The 18,730-nt window shown below is 31.7% G+C and carries 16 protein-coding genes; 6 read left to right on the top strand and 10 right to left on the bottom strand.

The window, feature by feature from the left end:
• Nucleotides 1-25: 25 nt before the first annotated feature.
• The 3 genes from KDK92_RS08775 to KDK92_RS08765 form a co-directional block, all read right to left on the bottom strand.
• Complete coding sequence (locus KDK92_RS08775) at nt 26-1,558, bottom strand: xylose ABC transporter ATP-binding protein (RefSeq protein WP_250858858.1); 1,533 nt, start codon at nt 1,556-1,558, stop codon at nt 26-28.
• A 71-nt stretch (nt 1,559-1,629) separates the two neighbouring features.
• Nucleotides 1,630-2,646, bottom strand: a complete 1,017-nt coding sequence (locus KDK92_RS08770; RefSeq protein ID WP_250858857.1) for a sugar ABC transporter substrate-binding protein — start codon at nt 2,644-2,646, stop codon at nt 1,630-1,632.
• A 535-nt stretch (nt 2,647-3,181) separates the two neighbouring features.
• On the bottom strand, nt 3,182-4,312 hold the full coding sequence (locus KDK92_RS08765; RefSeq protein WP_250858856.1) for a hypothetical protein: 1,131 nt from the start codon (nt 4,310-4,312) through the stop codon (nt 3,182-3,184).
• 368 nt (nt 4,313-4,680) lie between these two features.
• On the opposite strand from KDK92_RS08765, the gene KDK92_RS08760 reads away from it, so the two are divergent.
• From KDK92_RS08760 to KDK92_RS08745, 5 genes are all read left to right on the top strand, one after another.
• Entirely contained in the window at nt 4,681-5,829 is a 1,149-nt protein-coding gene (locus tag KDK92_RS08760; protein WP_250858855.1) for a WG repeat-containing protein, read from the top strand.
• A 118-nt stretch (nt 5,830-5,947) separates the two neighbouring features.
• Entirely contained in the window at nt 5,948-7,087 is a 1,140-nt protein-coding gene (locus tag KDK92_RS08755) for a WG repeat-containing protein (protein ID WP_250858854.1), read from the top strand.
• A 102-nt stretch (nt 7,088-7,189) separates the two neighbouring features.
• Entirely contained in the window at nt 7,190-7,843 is a 654-nt protein-coding gene (locus tag KDK92_RS08750; RefSeq protein ID WP_250858853.1) for a WG repeat-containing protein, read from the top strand.
• 3 nt (nt 7,844-7,846) lie between these two features.
• Nucleotides 7,847-8,311 carry a WG repeat-containing protein gene (locus KDK92_RS24915; protein ID WP_420852338.1) on the top strand — a complete coding sequence of 155 codons (465 nt, stop codon included), beginning with the start codon at nt 7,847-7,849 and terminating at the stop codon, nt 8,309-8,311.
• A gap of 172 nt (nt 8,312-8,483) precedes the next feature.
• Nucleotides 8,484-9,623, top strand: coding sequence for a WG repeat-containing protein (locus KDK92_RS08745; RefSeq protein ID WP_250858852.1), 1,140 nt, complete (start codon nt 8,484-8,486; stop codon nt 9,621-9,623).
• Nucleotides 9,624-9,650: 27 nt separating this feature from the next.
• On the opposite strand, the gene KDK92_RS08740 is transcribed toward KDK92_RS08745, so the two are convergent.
• The 4 genes from KDK92_RS08740 to KDK92_RS08725 are packed head-to-tail and all read right to left on the bottom strand — an operon-like array spanning nt 9,651 to nt 14,839.
• The gene (locus KDK92_RS08740) at nt 9,651-10,718 is read right to left on the bottom strand and encodes a sugar ABC transporter substrate-binding protein (protein WP_250858851.1); all 1,068 of its coding nucleotides are present in this window, start codon (nt 10,716-10,718) and stop codon (nt 9,651-9,653) included.
• Between the two features lie 46 nt (nt 10,719-10,764).
• The gene (locus tag KDK92_RS08735) at nt 10,765-12,345 is read right to left on the bottom strand and encodes a response regulator (protein WP_250858850.1); all 1,581 of its coding nucleotides are present in this window, start codon (nt 12,343-12,345) and stop codon (nt 10,765-10,767) included.
• Between the two features lie 2 nt (nt 12,346-12,347).
• On the bottom strand, nt 12,348-13,823 hold the full coding sequence (locus tag KDK92_RS08730; protein WP_250858849.1) for a sensor histidine kinase: 1,476 nt from the start codon (nt 13,821-13,823) through the stop codon (nt 12,348-12,350).
• A 56-nt stretch (nt 13,824-13,879) separates the two neighbouring features.
• On the bottom strand, nt 13,880-14,839 hold the full coding sequence (locus KDK92_RS08725; protein ID WP_250858848.1) for a substrate-binding domain-containing protein: 960 nt from the start codon (nt 14,837-14,839) through the stop codon (nt 13,880-13,882).
• 225 nt (nt 14,840-15,064) lie between these two features.
• Here KDK92_RS08725 and KDK92_RS08720 point away from each other — a divergent pair, with 225 nt between their 5' ends.
• Nucleotides 15,065-15,625: a hypothetical protein gene (locus KDK92_RS08720; RefSeq protein WP_250858847.1), complete on the top strand. Its 561-nt coding sequence runs from the start codon at nt 15,065-15,067 to the stop codon at nt 15,623-15,625.
• A 76-nt stretch (nt 15,626-15,701) separates the two neighbouring features.
• Here KDK92_RS08720 and KDK92_RS08715 read toward each other — a convergent pair whose 3' ends face one another.
• The 3 genes from KDK92_RS08715 to KDK92_RS08705 all read right to left on the bottom strand — a co-directional run bounded on the left by KDK92_RS08715 (nt 15,702) and on the right by KDK92_RS08705 (nt 18,598).
• Entirely contained in the window at nt 15,702-17,177 is a 1,476-nt protein-coding gene (locus KDK92_RS08715) for a 4Fe-4S dicluster domain-containing protein (protein WP_250858846.1), read from the bottom strand.
• Between the two features lie 62 nt (nt 17,178-17,239).
• Complete coding sequence (locus KDK92_RS08710; RefSeq protein WP_250858845.1) at nt 17,240-17,488, bottom strand: (2Fe-2S) ferredoxin domain-containing protein; 249 nt, start codon at nt 17,486-17,488, stop codon at nt 17,240-17,242.
• A gap of 486 nt (nt 17,489-17,974) precedes the next feature.
• Nucleotides 17,975-18,598 carry a hypothetical protein gene (locus KDK92_RS08705; protein WP_250858844.1) on the bottom strand — a complete coding sequence of 208 codons (624 nt, stop codon included), beginning with the start codon at nt 18,596-18,598 and terminating at the stop codon, nt 17,975-17,977.
• Nucleotides 18,599-18,730: the final 132 nt, after the last annotated feature.

Below are 18,730 nucleotides of genomic sequence, written 5' to 3'. Positions count from 1 at the left end.
TATCTTTATGCCTTATTCCTTATGCCTAATTATTGAGATTACCGCCAGTTGCATAGTACATTACCTTCTCCTGATCAGCCTCTTTATAATCAAGCTCTGCAGTAAACTTTCCTTCATGCATTACAAGGATTCTATCACTCATACCTAAAATCTCAGGTAATTCAGAAGATATCATAATTATGCTAACACCTTTAGCAACAAGTTGATTCATGATGTTGTATATTTCATACTTAGCCCCAACATCTATCCCTCTTGTAGGCTCATCTAGAACAAGAACCTTAGGCTCAGCCATAAGCCATTTTGCAATAACCACCTTTTGTTGGTTACCACCACTTAAATTCTTAACCTTCTGTTCTATGGATGGTGTTTTTGTTTTAAGTGCCTTAACGTAATCATTTGAAACTCTTATTTCTTCATTTTCATTAATACCGAAAATTGAAGAAATTTTATCTAAACTAGCTAAAGTTGTATTCTGTTTAATATCCATATCTAAAACCAAACCGGTCTTCTTTCTATCCTCAGATAAATAACATAAACCATTTTCAATTGCTGCTTTAGGACCTTTTATACTTAACTTTTGCCCTTCTATACATATTTCTCCACTCTTATTAATACCATATGCACCAATAAGACTCATCATAAGTTCTGTTCTACCTGCACCCATAAGTCCTGCAATTCCTAAGATTTCTCCCTTTCTTGCCTTAAAACTTATATTATCAATTGCTTTTTTATCTGGTAATTCTGGGTTATATACATTCCAATCCTTAACATCAAGAACCACATCTCCAGGAGTATGTTCTTCCCTTGGGAACAACTGCCCCATCTCTCTTCCAACCATACCTGTGATAACTCTATCCATTGATGTATTTTCTTCATTTTCAAATGTTTCTATTGTTTTTCCATCTCTTAAAATCGTTATAGTATCGGCTATTGCCTTTACTTCCTTTAATTTATGTGAAATATAAATACAACTTATTCCCTGTTTCTTTAGCTCTCTTATAATCTCCAATAAATTTTCACTATCATCTTCGTTTAATGCAGCTGTTGGTTCATCTAAAATAAGAATTTTAATATTCTTTGATAATGCTTTCGCAATCTCAACTAACTGCTGCTTACCTATTCCAAGATTCATAATTTTAGCATTAGGCTTATCATCCAAACCAACTCTTTTCAACAATTCCTGAGTTTTTGACATTGCCTTGTTCCAATTAATGATTCCCATCTTCTGAAACTCATTACCTAAAAAAATATTTTCGCATATATTCATCTCTTTAACTAATGCTAATTCTTGATAAATAATTCCTACTCCAGCTTCTTCACTTTCTTTTATATCGCTGTAGCTCTGTTCTTTTCCTTCAATAATAATCTTTCCTTCATAACTTCCCTTTGGATGAACTCCACTAAGCACCTTCATAAGTGTAGATTTACCCGCTCCATTTTCTCCTACAAGAGCATGTATTTCCCCAGCTTTTACCTTGAAGTTAACATTATCAAGGGCTTTTACTCCTGGAAATTCTTTAACAATGTTCTGCATCTCTAATATATATTTATCTTTCATCACACAAGACCACCTTCCTTAAAAGCGAGGAATAACACCATAAGCTATTCCTCGGCAGTCAATATTTTTAATTATTTAAGATCATCTTCACTCATATATCCACTGTCTATTAATATTGCTTTTATGTTATCTTTTGTTACAACTTTAGCATCAAGTGATACTGTTGGAACTTCTATTACACCATTATCTACCGCGCTATTAGTTTCAACTTTTTCACCTTTAGCGATTTTCATTGCAGTTTCTATTGCAGCTTGACCAAGATCTCTAGTATCTTTAAATACTGTCATAGATTGAGTTCCTTCCATAATTCTCTTAGCTCCTGATTTTTCAGCATCTTGTCCAGTTATTGGCACCTGACCAGCTAACCCCTGAGCTGCCAAAGCTTGGATTGCAGCACCTGCAGTACCATCATTTGGAGCTAATATACCATCAACCTTATTGTCATTAGCAGCTAAAGCAGCTTCAACAATTTTAAGAGCGTTCTCTGGTACCCAGTTTTCAACAGCTTGTTCAGCTATAACGTTGATTTTCCCTGAATCTATTAGAGGTTGGATGTGCTTCATAGCACCCTCTTTAAATAACTTAGCATTATTATCTGTTGGAGCTCCTGACATAATGATGTAGTTTCCTTCTGGAACCATTTCACTAATGAATTTTCCTTGAATTTCTCCAACTTTTACGTTATCAAAAGAAATATAGTAATCTAATTTATCAGTTCCTGTAATTAATCTGTCATAAGATATTACTGGTACATCATCTTTCTTAGCCATTTCAACTAATGACGCTGCAGCTGAAGCATCATGTGGAGCTAATATTAAAACGTCGATACCTTGATTTAATAAAGCTTCTACTTGTGTAGTTTGCTCTTGCATGTTAGCATCTGCAACCTTAACAATTAATTCGATACCCATTTCCTCAGCAACTGCTTCCATTTTAGCCTTATCTCTTACCCATCTTTCTTCCCTTTGAGTCGGAAGCGATAATCCTACTTTAATCTTATCTGATGATGCAGCCTTATCCTTACCACAACCTACAAAAACTGTTGCAACCATTAATACAGCAATTAATATTGATACTAATCTTTTCATGGTTTATTCCCCCTTAAATATTTTTAATGAACTACTTAATTCTTAAAAATTTATCCCTTGTGTACCTCTTGATTTCATTATACTTACCATTTGTAAATATTTTAATAACAGAATTCTATAAGATTTCTATATTTTCTTAACTTTTTTAACATACTTAACATTCTATTAAAAAAGTCTGCATTTTTTTGTTGTAAAAAAATACAGACTTACTGAAAAACAAATGTATAATGGATAATTGATAATGTATAATGATGGATGTTTCTGCTTTATGGCAGAAACTACATCTTATTGTTCTTTAGGTTAATGCAGTTTCACTTATTTTATCTTAGATAAAATATTGTATTTAAAGTTCAACTATGTTCTCTTTTTTTAATAACTAAAATTTTCAGAACTAAAAGAAAAAAGTTAGCGACATATTAAAATGTCACTAACTTTCTTGTTGTTAATTGAAATGTTTTTAAGAATAAAATTACAATTTCACAGAGTGAAATGTCAATCATTCTCCATTATACATTATCCATTCTTCATTATATTTTTAAGCCTCTCCAACATAAACTATATAACTCTCACCATTAATAGGTATTGATTTATCTGGCTTATTCCACTCTCTGTTTCCTTTCATATACAATCTTAATGAATCCTTAGTTAGCACAACAATTGCATCTGTTTCTTTAAGATAATAAGCTTCTCTTAATTCTTCAATATTTTCTTCTAACTCTTTATATTCAACAGGAAGCTTAGCTCTTTTAAACCCGTCTTTAAGTTCCACTGGTATTTTTGAATAATCCAACATATCTTTAAAGTGTGTCCCATTCCCCGTATGAGTGAACTCCTGGACATAAGGTAATCCTAAAACTAGCTCACCCTCATGTCCTACAATTGTTATATTCTCCTTATCAAAGTAGAACTCATCTTTTATATTTCCATCTTCCTTTGCCTCTTCCTTAACCTCATTGTTTTCCATTACTTCTATTAAGGCTTTATCTAAATCTCCATTAAATACCTCATGTAATTCAAGTGCCTTATTATCATTCAGCCCGTCTATACTATATATCTTGTTCACACTATTTGCGTGTACCATGCTTCCACCACCTGTTGACATGGTATATTCTTTTAATGATATAAATCCATCACCTATTGCCATTATCTCATCTCGTCCAAATTTGATATTGGAGATATCACCTTCCTCAGGCGTAAGCTCCTCTATTGTTCTTTTAGACATTGCTTCTTCTTCCTTCTTTAAGAATTGAATATCTTTAAAGTTAAACTTATGATTATATGCGTATAGTGGGTATTCCCCTAGCACTTCATCATATTCATCCTTCATCTCTTCATTAACAGATTCATCATTGAATTCAGCTACCTGAAACTTGTACATTTCATCCCTGTATGGGAAAAGAATAACATCCTTCTCTACTTCATATGGCAGCATCTCTTCATCCTTTAGAACTATAGTAGTATAAAGAATATCTGTGTCCACTTTATGTTTAAGTCCAATTATAATATCCTTACCAGAATACTTAACATCCTCTTTCTTATCATCTGAAGTCTTGTCCTCTGCTTTTTTGTTATTATCTACATCTATCTTCTTATTCCCATTTGGTGAACAAGATGTAATTAATGTTATTGCTAATAATACCGCCATTATATTTAAAATTTTCCTCATACAAATCTCTCCTAAACAATATTTCATTAATTTAATGTATGTCCTAATTATACATCTTGTAATCTTTCTTTAAGTTACATAAGTATGAAGAAAAAGTTACAGGTTTGTTACATTAGCACAAGTTAGTTCTCCTTATCTGTCCCTATTAAAGATACTACAGCTATAAAGACTAATGCACCTATAAGGCACATTCAAATAAACCTCTTCTGAGTAGTACGAATGCAAACTTAAATTATCAAAAGTCTTTTAAACACACCAAAACACAATGTGCTTAAAAATTACATAACAAACCGCAAAACTTTTCAATTATATTCCATACAATACTTTTTATGGTATAATGTAATCATTGATTCCTGGGGGTGTTAAATATGAAAAATGTAAAATTAAAAAGAGTATTATTTTTATTTTTTATCCAACTTCTTTTGATTTTTGGTTTATGTAGTTGCAATTCTTCCAAACCATCAAATAAAAAAAGTTCACTATTAAATTCAGTCAAAGAAGAAACAATCACTATTGAGGATGTTAAAGATGAACCACTGGCTATGGTTAAGCATGAAGGTAAATGGGGTGTTATCGACAAAGAAGGGAATTGGATTAAAGATCCTACTATGAGTTTTAAAAACGTTTGTCAATTTTCAGATGGCTTAGCAAAAGCACAAGCTGAAAATGATAAATGGGGTTTTATTAATAAATTGGGAGATTGGGTTATTACTCCTAGATTTTCTAATGATAACTCAAGTATTTCAAATACAAATTTAGGCTACTTTAATAATAATAGAGCATTTGCTGGAACTGATTTTACTTATGGGATAATTGATAAAGAAGGAAATTGGATTGTAGAACCAAGTTTTTTTTCTATTGATCAATTTTCAGATGGACTAGCTTATGTTTCATATTATGAAAATGATCAAAGAAAAAAAGGTTATGTAGATACTAACGGAAATATTGCATTCATTTTTTCTGATGATAACAACTACGAACTCATTCTTGGGTTTTCAGAAGGATTAGCAACTAAGGCAAATTCCAAAGGGAAAATAGGCTATATAAATAAAAAAGGTGAATGGGTAATAGAAGCAATATACGAAGACAGCGGTAGCTTTCATGAAGGGCTTGCATCAGCTACACTAAATGATAAAGTTGGATTCATAGATAAAAAAGGTTCCTGGGTCATTAAACCTAACTTTAGCCTATCATCTCATTTTTCTGAAGGACTAGCTGCTGTTGAATTGGATGGTAAAGAAGGTATGATTAATACTTCTGGCAATTGGGTTATCCAACCTAAATATCACTTTCTCGGTGATTGTATCGAAGGTATGATTGAAGTATGGACTGGTGATAAATCAGGATATTTAAATAAAGATGGTAAGGTAATAGTAAAACCCAAATATGATGAAACTTACCCATTCTCCAATGGATTATCAGTAGTTATTCTTAACGAAAAATACGGTTATATAGATAAGAATGGTAATGAGGTTGTTAAACCTGTATTTGAAGATGCTTTGAATTTTGTAAAATAAGATTAATGTATACATATAATAAATATCCACATAAATTTATATTTCCAAAACTTTCTTTACAATCACAATAAACCTTTTATTCTATATAATGCTTATTGATTTTCGGGGGGTGTTAAATATGAAAAATGTGAAAATTAAAAAATTAATGTTCTTATTCTTTATTCAAGTTTTTTTGATATTTGATTTGTGTAGTTGTACTTCTTCTGAACCATCTAACAAAAAAAGTTTACTATTAAATTCTGTCAAAGAAGAAACCACCTCAATTGAAGATGCTAAAGATATTCCTTTAGCACTCGTTAAATATGACGGTAAATGGGGCGTTATTGATCAAAAAGGCACTTGGGTTGTTGAACCAAATTTAGATTATAAGAAAGTGCTTCCTCCCTCTGAAGGTTTAGCCCTAGCACAATCTTCAAATGGTAAGTGGGGATTCATAGATAAGATGGGAGATTGGGTGATAGAACCTAAATTTAATCCTACTCACGGAGAACTTGGTGTATTAGGTTTTAATGAAGGAGTAGCTTTTATATGTATCAATGGTAATTATGGTCTTATTGACACAAAGGGTGAATGGATTATTGAACCTAAGTTCTTTGACGCATATTCTTTTTCAGAAGGCTTAGCTAATGTATATCTCAGTGAGCAAGGATATTTTTATATAAATAAAGAAGGAGAAGAGGTACTAAAATTGGAAGATAAAAATGCATATGATGTTATCTCTTATTTTTCAGAAGGGTTACTATTAAGAGAAAATGATAATTGGAAAGTAGGTTTTATTAATAAACAAGGACAGTGGGTTATAGAAGCAAAGTTTGATAGAGGAAGTAAATTTTCTGAAGAATTAGCAGGCGTAGAATATGAGGGTACGTGGGGCTTCATTGATAATACTGGTGATTGGGCTATAAAACCTAAGTATGATAGTGTATCTTATTTTAAAGAAGGTTTGGCTGCTGTAGAAGTAAACAATAAATATGGAATTATTAATAAAAATGGTCAATGGATTATTAAACCAAAACACGATTACATTGAGATGATAGACGGGTATTCTGAAGGGATGATATCAGTTAAAATAAATAATAAATATGGCTATTTAAATAAAAATGGTGAATTAGCAATTAAGGCTAAATTTGATTTAACTTCCGCTTTTTCAAATAACCTAGCCATAGTGAAATCTGATGAAAAATATGGTTATATAGATAAAGAAGGTAATTATGTAATAAAACCTATATTTGAACTTGCTTTTAAATTTATTGATTGATTATGGGTGATTGAACCAACTTTTGCGTATATACAACAATTTACTATACAATAGAATGTTAAAGCTTAACTTACCATGCAACATTTTAGAAAGGATGATTATATGAAAAAACTATTTAAACTTATTACTTTTACATTAATTCTTTTATTATTTACTTCATTTATAAGTTGTTCCTCAACACAGAGTAAATCACGTACTCTTGATACTCTCTCTCTAAAGGAAGGTACCCTTGTTGCTCCTGCAAGATTTAATGGAAAGTGGGGAGTTATGACAAGCTCAGGAGAATGGGTTTTTGACCCAACATCTGATATCACAGCGCTTAGAGATTTCCACGAGGGACTAGCTTTAGCCTGTAATAAATGTCAAGAATGGGGATACATCAATCCTTATGGTGAGTGGGTAATAAAACCTAAATTTGAATTCAACGAAAGTGACTATGAACCATCTGATTCTACTAATTTTAATGATGGACGTGCCTTATTAAAAGAAACTGGCAAAGATTATGGATATATTGACAAATCAGGCGACTATGTTATTGAACCTCAATTTGATTGGGCTTCTCCATTTAATGAAGGTGTTGCTACTTTCTTACACAGAAAAAATAATATTTTCTATGAATTCATAAACCCAAATGGCGAAATATTATTAATAATTGAAGATCAAAATAGTTTTGAAATGGTATCTGATTTCAGCGAAGATCTCATAGCAAAAGAAAACGATAATGGGAAAATGGGCTTTATAAACATTTACGGATAATGGATTATTCCTCCAATATACCAAACATCATTCCCATTCAAAGAAGGGTTAGCCTATGTAGAAACTAAAAACGGAAACGGCTTTATTAATAAGAATGGAGAAAAAGTAATAGACCTTAAATACAACACTAGCATTGAATTCAATGACGGATATTCCATTGTTACTTCCTTCAAAACTAATAAGGATGGAGTTATAGACAAAGATGGCAATTTAATTATACCCTATATATATGATACTCTCTTAGATTTTCATGAAGGGATTGCATGCTATAATTCAGGAGGAAAATGGGGTTTTATTGATACCACAGGTACTGAAATTACTCCAGCAAAATTTGAATATGACAGCAACTTTACAAATGGCTTGGCTTCTGTTTGTCTTAAAAATAAGTGTGGTGTAATCAATAAAAAAGGCGAATTGGTTATAGATGCTAAATATGATTGTATTGGAAATTTTGTAGAGATAAAATAGTAAAAAGAAGTTATTAAACCTGTATTTGAAACTGCTTTAGATTTTGTAAGATAAGATTAAATAGCTTAACATAATAAGCATCCACATAAATTTATATTTCCAAAACTTTCTTTACAATCACAAGAAACCTTTTATTCTATATAATACTTATTGATTTTCGGGGGTGTTAAATATGAAAAATGTAAAAAAAAAATTAATGTTCTTATTCTTTATTCAAGTTTTTTTGATGTTTGATTTGTGTAGTTGTGATTCTACCAAACCATCAAATAAAAAAAGTACTCTTTTAAATTCAGTCAAAGAAGAAACAATCACTATTGAGGATGTTAAAGATGAACCACTGGCTATGGTTAAGCATGAAGGTAAATGGGGTGTTATCGACAAAGAAGGGAATTGGGTTAAAGATCCTACTATGAGTTTTAAAGACGTTTGTCAATTTTCAGATAGCTTAGCAAAAGCACAAGCTGAAAATGGCAAATGGGGTTTTATTAATAAGCTAGGGGATTGGGTTATTAAGCCTATATTTATAGGTGATTATGCAAGTGGTTCAACAGGTATGTTCTTTAATAATGATAGAGCGTTCATTGGACTTAGGTCTTCATATGGAATAATTGATAAAGAAGGAAATTGGATTGTAGAACCTCGTTTTTTTTCGATTCATGAATTTTCAGATGGATTAGCTTATGTTTCCTATTATGAAAATGATGAAGAAAAAGAAGGTTATATAGATACTAACGGAAATATTGCATTCATTTTTTCTGATGATAACAACTACGAACTCATTCTTGGTTTCTCAGAAGGATTAGCCCCTAAGGCTAATTCAAAAGGGGAAATAGGCTATATAGATAAAACTGGCGAATGGGCAATAGAGCCAATTTTTGAGGACAGCGGTAGCTTTCATGAAGGGCTTGCATCAGCTACACTAAATGCCAAAGTTGGATTCATAGATAAAGATGGTTCATGGGTCATTAAGCCTAAATTTAGTCTAACTTCTCATTTTTCCGAAGGACTTGCTGCAGTTGAATTAGATTGTAAAGTAGGTATGATTGATACTTCTGGTAATTGGGTTATAAAACCAAAATATTATTATCTCGGTGATTGTATTGAAGGTATGATTGAAATTTATACTGGTGATAAATCAGGATATTTAAATAAAGATGGTAAGGTAATAGTAAAACCCAAATATGATGAAACTTACCCATTCTCCAATGGATTATCAGTAGTTATTCTTAACGAAAAATACGGTTATATAGATAAGAATGGTAATGAGGTTGTTAAACCGGTTTTTGAAGATGCTTTGAATTTTGTAGAATAAACAAGCCCAGCCACAAGGCTGAGCTTGTTAATTCTCCCTATAAACCTGATTCCTCAAATGGAATCCATCCTTTATAATAGTTTCATCAATATTATATTTATCTACTGCATATACATCTATAACGTAATAAGGTATATCATATGTTCCATCACTGATGGTTTCTTCTATTCCTAGTTCTTCGCCTCTAGCAAGTTTCATAGCTATTTCCGCACCTGCTGTTGCCATATCCTCCATGGATTTATATACTGTCATAAGTTGAGTACCTTCAACAATTCTCTGACATCCATCAAGGTCTGCATCCTGCCCTGTAACATATACCTTACCTGCTAATCTATGTTCTGCAAGTGCTCTTATAACTCCACCTGCAAGACTATCATTTCCTGCAATTACACCATCAAATTTCACTTTTTCTGCTAGAAGCTCATTAGTTGTATTAAATGCATACTCCTGCATCCAGTCCTCTGCCCAATACTCACCAATAACCTCAATATACCCATCATCAATATACTCCTGAAGCACATTGTAATAACCTTTTCTAATGAGTCTAGTGTTGTTATCACTTGGATCTCCATGAATTATAATAATTTTAGATCTAGCAATTTTATTTACTATTGCCTTAGCCATCTTCTCTCCCACTGCTACATTATCGAATGAAAGATACACATCTGCATTAGAATCAAGGACTAATCTGTCATATGCTATGACCTTCACCCCTGCATCCTTGGCCATCTTAACAGCTGTAGATGCTTTAGTATGATCATTAGCAACAAGAATAAGTACATCTATCCCTTGTTTTAGAAGATACTGTACCTGTTTTATCTGGTCATCATCATCATTATTGGCATTCTTAATTATTATCTCTCCACCATACTCCTGAATCTTAGCCATTAAGATATCTCTATCCTTTAGCCATCGCTCCTCTTTAAGAGTCCCCATTGAAAATCCAACTTTAACCTTACGACTCACATTTTTTTCTTGTTCTTTCTTCCCATCTTCAATCTTAGAAATACTACTTATCTTAGATGCTGTAATTGTTATAAGAACAGTTAAAATTCCAACTAATATTAAAATAAATAATACCTTTAATTGCTTCACCCCAACATCCCCCCATTAATTAAAATCGCTCCCATAAATTATATACTCAATTTTTCCTAAACTCTGTGGGTGTTACTCCTGTAGCCTTCCTAAATGCTTTACTAAAATAGTTTGGATCTCTATAACCTATCTCATAGCATACTTCTTTCACACTTAAATTTCCCTGTTTCAGTAATTCCTTTGACTTCTCAATTCTTATCTCAGTTAAATAATCAACAAATTTCTTTCCTGTGGATTCCTTAAAGAATTTACTGAAATAGTGATAACTCATATTGAACTCCTCAGCAAGATCATTTAAGCTAATGTTCTTGTTATAGTTACGCTCCATATAATCAAGAACATTGGCAATTATTCCATGAAGTTCTTGCTCTCTCTCCTCATTAATTCCTGTAATAATACTCTTAAGATGATCTGAAAATGTCATCTTCAACACATCAAGATTTGTAATCTTTAAAAGTTTCCTAAGATATTTATGTTCATATAGGTCCTTTTGCAATATATCATATGGTATATTTCTTTTCATCAGTATTAGTATCTCTATAAGATAAGATTTTATCTTATCAAGATCATCACTGAAATTTGATGTAAAATACAAGAAAAGATTCTCGAAGGCTCTCAGAGCCCCTTCCTTATCACCCATAAGTGTCTTATTTATTAATATACTCTCCTTAACCTTAGGGTAATCATCTACTTTTTCCGTTGTTATTGCAACATCTTCAAAATGAGTTACCTTATGAAGATTTGGGAGATTCGCAGCCATATAAGCTTCATTACACCCGTTTGAAAAGTTCTCTATAGTATACGGTCTTCCAATTCCTATTCTATACTCTATTCTTATTTTATCATCTATTCTCTTGTATAATTTACGAGCTATATCTATTGACCTATTTCTGATTTCATACGTATCCTCAATTTCTTTAACTGGAATGTATGCAACTACCCTGTCAACCAAAGGTAATCCTACAAGACATGGTGTGAGTTTCTTGATCTCATGAGTAAATATTTCAAAGAACTCTTGATCCATCAAGCTATCATTTATCTCCTCTTCCTTTGAATCTTCCTTCTTATGTTTAACAATCCCCATTATTGTATATCCATAATTGAGATTCATGGAGAACATATCCTGATAAAATGCAATTCCTTTTGTTTTTGAATTTATCATCTTAGAGTAAATAAACTGACCTTCAATTATAGGAAGCACCTTATTTACCTTTTCTTTAAGTATCATCTCTCTTTGAAGTGCTTCTCGTTTATCCTTTATTTCTCTCTTAATAGCTTTTAGCACATCAATCATCTTATCCTTGTTAATTGGTTTAAGCAGATATTCATACACACCCAACTTAACCGCCTCTTTTGCATAATCGAAATATTCATATGCTGTTGTAATAATAAAATAAATATCATCAACTCTCTCCTGTATCTTAGCTATTGCCTCAATACCATTTATTCCCGGCATTCTTATATCCATAAAAATCACATCTGGTTTAAGCTCTATCGCCTTCTCAATACCCTCTCTTCCTGACCTTGCTGTGCCAACTATCTCAATATCATCAAAGTTCTTCTCCACAACAAACTTTATAAAATCCAATGCTAAGTATTCATCATCTACAATAAGAAGCTTTATCATATCTACACCCCATAACCTTTTATATTAGTAAAATTGCCCTTTGGAATCTTTAATGTAACCGATGTTCCCACACCTTTTTGGCTCTCTATATGAATTATGTCTTCCGTATCACTTATTCCATAGAAAAGTTTTAACCTATCAATAACATTTTGGGTACCAATTCCAGTAACATGACCACTGCTGCCCTTATCACCGCTGGGATTAAGTATCTCCATAACCTTGTCTTTTTCCATCCCTGCACCATTATCCTTAACTGTCACCTCTATGGTATCATTATAATCTTTAACCTTTAAAAGTATCTCTCCATGCTCCTCTATTTCCTCAAGTCCATGTATATATGCATTTTCAACTATAGGTTGGATTATTGTACAAGGAATTTTCTGTTCCTTAACACTCTCATCCACATCTACTGAGAAACTTATCCTATCTCCGAATCTTGTTTTAAGAATGTACATATAAGCACTAACATTATTAACCTCCTCCATTATTGTCACAGGTTCTTCTAACTTTCTAAGACTATATCTAAATAACTCTGCTGCTTTCAAAATGAACTCAGATGACCTATCAGCCCCCTCCATGGCTGAAAGCTGAGATGCTGCATTTAAAGTATTGAAAAGAAAGTGCGGATTTATCTGAGACTGGAGTGACTTTAGTTCCGCATCCTTAAGAAGATTCTTCATTTTTAAGTTCTGCATCTCCTGCTCCTTTAGTCTCTTTTCTGTCTCAGCTTGAGTCTTTATACCCTCAATATGAAGCTTTATACTATCTGCCATCTTAGTAAAACCTGTTGCCAATGTTTTAAGCTCATCATGAGTCTCTACATTTATATGTTCAATATCGTAATTTCCCTTTGAAATCTGCTCAGCCGCATTAGAGAGATCAATTATAGGTTGCGTTATCTTGTATGTAAATACCACTGCCGTTATTATACTAAATACTATAACCATAACAATAAACAAAATATTAAAAACATTGATCCTTTCTTGATTACTGCTTATAACCTCATATTCAATAGAACCTGTCTTTAGCTTATTATTAAGAAGATTATTTACATAGAATTTTATATATTCACTTATCTTATATGTTCTTATAAAATGATTATTATATTCACTACTGCTCCTTCCACGCTTTGCATTTATAGCCTCATCTGCTTCTTTCAACATTTCATCTATCATATAACTAATATCTTTCATCATAGTATCATACTCACTAAAACTATTATCTCGACTTATGGCCTTAGCCTTTTCGCTGAGTTTACTATGTATATTATAGTAATTCAATAAAGCCGCGGAAGACTTTGAAGAAAGATACTTCTCAACTTCTGTTTCTAATGTTATTATGTCCTCTCCAAGTTCATTAAGATATACATATTCATCTATTATATGTGAGAATTTTTCAAGACCTTCTTTTCCATTAATATATGAGTAAATGTTTGTAGCACCAAACACCGCTGTTATCACAAGAATTGCCAATATCATTTTAGATCTAAAACTACTTAACCTGAATAACTCCTTCACAAAATCACCCACTGTCTCTATTTAATAATCCTAAAACCTGTATCAATAAACGTTGATACACTCTTTCCCTGTTTTACCTGAACAAGAGTCTCTATACTCTTTAAACCAATCTGCTTAGGGTTCCCTATTATAGTTCCATAAACAACACCTTGTTCAATAAGTCTTTTTATCTCCTCAGTATCACCATATCCAACAAGCTTCACCTTTCCAACCTTATTGTTGTCAATTATAGCCTGAGCAGCACCCATAGTATCTATGGAATTTGTTGTGTATATAGCATCAACATTCTCATTATTCTTTAATATATTCTCCGTTATCTCCTCAGCACTTAGTATTCCAAGCTTTGATGACTTTGTTTCAATTATATTCATGAAATTATTATCCTTAAGTGAACTTATAAACCCATTGACTTTATTATCATTGGCAGAGGAATTTTCCTCATATCCACCACCCTCAATTACTGCAATATCCGCTATCCCACCAGTTCCTTTAATCATGAGATTAGCTGCTTTCTCACCTAACTGAAAACTATTTGCCCCAACAAAAGCATCTATATTGCTATTAGGAAGATCATTTTCTACGAGAATAACAGGTATCCCCTTCTCCTGTGCTCTATTTATTACCTCTCTATAGTCCTCATTATTAAATGCATGTGTTATTATTCCATCCACATTTGATAATACAGCAATATCTATATACTTAAGCTGTTCCTCAATATTTGTGAATCTAGGAGCATTATATTCAACCATAACATCATATTCTGATGCTCCCTCTTTCACCCCTATCATAACCTCCTGCCAGAAAGGATCTACCTTATTCTGCCCTATGAAATAGAAGTGATAATTAGGCTTCATACTATCCACCTTATAGTCTAATAACCTATTAACATACATCATTATCCCTGACGTTATCAATATCATAGTTATTAAGATTACAATTATTCTATTTAAAAAAATTCTTTCTCCACTGTTTTTCATATTCAGCTCTCCTATATAAACTCTTCAAGTTCTTTATATCCTCTATTATTATATAATTCTTCAAAATCGATTCTTTCCCTCTAGTAATTTCTTGTCATCATAGGGGAGATTATTGTTTTAAAAAGCACCTGCGGGGCTTTTTTAAACTTTTCATTCAGTTAAGTTTTCCATGTAATACTATAGAATTTACCCAATCTTCAGCATATTCTAAAGTGAGGTGGTCTCATGAAAAAGTATAATGTTCTTTTATTAATAGTATTAATACTATTAATAACTTCTCAAGTAGTCCTTATTATTGAGAAGTATGACCTAAAAAGATACATTACAAAGAACATCACCATTGAGAGTATTCCATTAGATGAACTTGATAGACTCCTCCTTAGAAGTCAAAATATAAACTCATCATATTTATTTAAGCTCAATGGTTTAAGAAAAGACTACACATATAATATTCACATATGGGTAGAGCAATGTATAGACGGGAATTTAATTAAAAAAACACTATTAATAGATTCTATAAACACTTTTTCCACAAGCAGGGATATAAAACACACCTATGTGTTGATAACTTTCAAAGATTCAGAAACTCAGTGTATTGTATTTCTAGCAAATCAACCTGATATTAGTTCCTCAAATGAACCTTTTGGAAATATTAACTCATCAAGATCTGTCCCTATTAAAGATACTAAAGATTTTAAAAATAATATTCCAATTACTATACTAACCATGAAAAAAAACTCTTCTGTAGAATACAAATTTAAACTTAAATTATCAAAAGTTTCTTAAACACAATAAAACACCAGAACCTTTGGATTAATTCTGGTGTTTTTCAGTACGATATATTTTATTACTTCAGGAGAAGTTAATGTTTCCTATGCAATTTTATCTTATCTATATTGAATATTCTCAATGAGTCTTTTATTTTCTTTTCAATAGCCTTGTCACCATATTGATCTACAATAGTTTTACTCTTTGGTCCAAATGAGATTGAACCAGCACCGTGGATACATCCACCTTCACAGGCCATACCTTCAATGAAGTTCCCCTGTAACCTTTTAATCTTTGCCATTTTCAATGCCTTGTCACACTCTTTTAAACCATCACACTTAATAGGCTTAAATTCCCCTTGTATGTCATATTCCTTTATAGCTTGTATTATGGCTTCTGTTACCCCTCCGCTTCTTGCGAATATCCTTCCATAATAAGAACCATTATTTAGTTGTGCCTCAGGGCATTCCTTAACATTTATATCAGCAGCATCAAGCATTGCTAGTAATTCCTCAAATGTTAAAACATAATCTACCCCATCTTCAATATCACTTTTCTTTGCCTCCATCTTCTTAGCCATACATGGTCCTATGAAAGCTACCTTTGCATTCTTATCTGTATCCTTTATCAATCTAGCTGTTGCTATCATAGGAGATACAGATGTTGACATATTATCAATTAACTCTGGATAATTCTTTGTAATATACTCAACAAATGCTGGACAACATGATGTTGTCATAAATTCTTTATCTTCCATCACTTCTGCAAATTCTTTTGCTTCATGCTCTGCAATAATATCTGCCCCAAGTGCAACCTCTACAACATCATTAAATCCCACTTTCTTTATAGCACTAACTACTTGTCCAATATTAGCAAAAGTAAACTGACTTGCTATTGCTGGAGCTATTATTGCATATATATTATGCTGTCTTGATTCATCCACTATATCTTTTATAACATCACTTATCTGTGATTTATCCATTATCGCTCCAAATGGACACGCTTGTGAACATTGTCCACAACTGACACATTTTGAATTATCTATAACAGCTTTTTTTTCATCATTTATTGAAATAGATTTTGCTCCACATGCCCTTATACATGGTCTCTGTATATCAGCAATGGCATTATACGGACATGCCTTTTGACATCTACCACACTCTTTACATAAATCATAGTTAATCACTGGTCTTCCACCAACAATCTCTATAGCATTAAACGGACATGCTTTAGCGCATTTATGAGACAAGCACCCTCTACAAGCTTCTGTAATCTTATATCTATCTATAGGACATTCATCACATGCCGCTGGAATAACCTCTATTATATTCTCATTCCCAATATCCCCACCATTTGCAAGTATCACTCTTTCTCTAATAATTTCTCTCTCGTGATATATACAACATCTACTTATAGGTTTAGGACCTGGTACCATCTTTTTTGCAATCTTATTTACATCACAATCTATACCCTGAAATGCTACACTAGCCACTTCTTTCAAAACATCATATTTTATCTGTTGAACATCACTTTCAAATTTCATTAACTCAACATTGCTTCCCTTCCCCATAACTTCTTCCTCCTATAGCCCTGATTAAATGGTTATTTTTTTAACAAGTATCCATAAAAAAATTATCTTAGTAAAGATAATATTTCTTTTTCAAAAAACTCATCCACCTGCTCTGGAGAAACGGAGTGAATTTTATTATCATTGACTCTAACAGATACCGATTCAGTACATCTTCCTAAACAGAAAGCAGCCTTAATCTCAACTTCATTCTCTAATGATTTAACCTTAACTATTTCCTGAAGTCTATTAACAACATGATAAGAACCTTTTAAATGACATGCACTACCAACACAAATCTCTATAGTAACCATATATTCAGCTTCAATATATTTTGAAGCTTTTCACCTCCAAAAATTTATTGTCTTTATGAAAACGTAAGATAATTTCCTTCATATATAATAATTTCCAAGAATAGTGTAACACTTTAGGATTGTTAATTCAATAACAATATCCATATCTTTTAAAAATTCTTTATTTTCTAATTTTACAGAAAACAAAAGAACGGTGGTCAGCCGTTCTTTTGGGGAGGATATTACATTACCTCAACAATATTAGGTAATATATTTCTTTCTACCTTTTTTTATTAAACTTCATGGTCAGTGAAGTTATCAAAGGTAATTTGTTCAATTTTATCATTTCTTATGTCACTTAGACTTTTATATCAAAGCCTTTTAATTTGTTCTGGAGGTATAAATTCCATTACTCTATGTTACTTGTTATCTTTGCATCTGGTCAAAATGCGATTTTTATTAAGGATATTAGTATGTTTTGTTCTTTATCATGACTTTATTATACTGCTAATGATAATCATTGTCAATAACATTTTGTATTTTTTTTATTTTATTTCTGTTATGTAGAGTTCTTAACAATCCTCGTATCTCATTAGCAATCTCAACTTCTTTAAAAGCTATTTCCATTGTATTATTATTGCTCATTATATGTACTCTTGCATCAATCCCTTGTACTATATTTATTGGCAGTATTAAGTCTTTAATTTTTATAATCTTATCTTTATATATAATTCTATCTATATGTATTTTAAATATATTTCTTCTTTTTTTTATCTCTACTATAGGCTTTTCCCACTCATATAAACTTCCTATGTACAAATATTTGGCATCTATTCTCATCTTTATCTCTCTCAAAGAATTTAAATTTATAGCTATCCTCTCATCATTATTTAACAACAACATTTTACTTATTTCATTTTCTGTAAATGATAAACTCATTTTATTCCCCATAGTATCTATACACTCATTAAGTATTTTTTTCTCAATATCATTAGCTATATATTTATCCATATTTAAATTTTCACAAACAATATTAAGCATTTGTTTTCCATTTCCATATATATATGACCCATCAATCACTCTTTCCCTTACCTTATCAAGATATAATTGTTCCATGAAATTATTTTTCATAACTACACTCACTTTCAATTCTATTTCTTTTATTTATAAATTATTCTCCCTTCTATTCAAAAATATAATTCAGTTTTACTCAAAAACACTGTCAATTCAGTTGCTTTTTGCTTATATTAATAGTAAAATATT

It is taken from the genome of Oceanirhabdus seepicola (assembly GCF_023684385.1).
Classification (GTDB): domain Bacteria; phylum Bacillota; class Clostridia; order Clostridiales; family Clostridiaceae; genus Oceanirhabdus; species Oceanirhabdus seepicola.
This window is presented reverse-complemented; position numbering and strand designations above follow the sequence as displayed.

Coding starts and splice junctions, on each gene's coding strand:
- KDK92_RS08775 (WP_250858858.1), bottom strand. CDS start 1,558: ATGAAAGATAAATATATATTAGAGATGCAGAACATTGTTAAAGAATTT.
- KDK92_RS08770 (WP_250858857.1), bottom strand. CDS start 2,646: ATGAAAAGATTAGTATCAATATTAATTGCTGTATTAATGGTTGCAACA.
- KDK92_RS08765 (WP_250858856.1), bottom strand. CDS start 4,312: ATGAGGAAAATTTTAAATATAATGGCGGTATTATTAGCAATAACATTA.
- KDK92_RS08760 (WP_250858855.1), top strand. CDS start 4,681: ATGAAAAATGTAAAATTAAAAAGAGTATTATTTTTATTTTTTATCCAA.
- KDK92_RS08755 (WP_250858854.1), top strand. CDS start 5,948: ATGAAAAATGTGAAAATTAAAAAATTAATGTTCTTATTCTTTATTCAA.
- KDK92_RS08750 (WP_250858853.1), top strand. CDS start 7,190: ATGAAAAAACTATTTAAACTTATTACTTTTACATTAATTCTTTTATTA.
- KDK92_RS08745 (WP_250858852.1), top strand. CDS start 8,484: ATGAAAAATGTAAAAAAAAAATTAATGTTCTTATTCTTTATTCAAGTT.
- KDK92_RS08735 (WP_250858850.1), bottom strand. CDS start 12,345: ATGATAAAGCTTCTTATTGTAGATGATGAATACTTAGCATTGGATTTT.
- KDK92_RS08730 (WP_250858849.1), bottom strand. CDS start 13,823: ATGATATTGGCAATTCTTGTGATAACAGCGGTGTTTGGTGCTACAAAC.
- KDK92_RS08725 (WP_250858848.1), bottom strand. CDS start 14,839: ATGAAAAACAGTGGAGAAAGAATTTTTTTAAATAGAATAATTGTAATC.
- KDK92_RS08720 (WP_250858847.1), top strand. CDS start 15,065: ATGAAAAAGTATAATGTTCTTTTATTAATAGTATTAATACTATTAATA.
- KDK92_RS08715 (WP_250858846.1), bottom strand. CDS start 17,177: ATGGGGAAGGGAAGCAATGTTGAGTTAATGAAATTTGAAAGTGATGTT.
- KDK92_RS08710 (WP_250858845.1), bottom strand. CDS start 17,488: ATGGTTACTATAGAGATTTGTGTTGGTAGTGCATGTCATTTAAAAGGT.
- KDK92_RS08705 (WP_250858844.1), bottom strand. CDS start 18,598: ATGAAAAATAATTTCATGGAACAATTATATCTTGATAAGGTAAGGGAA.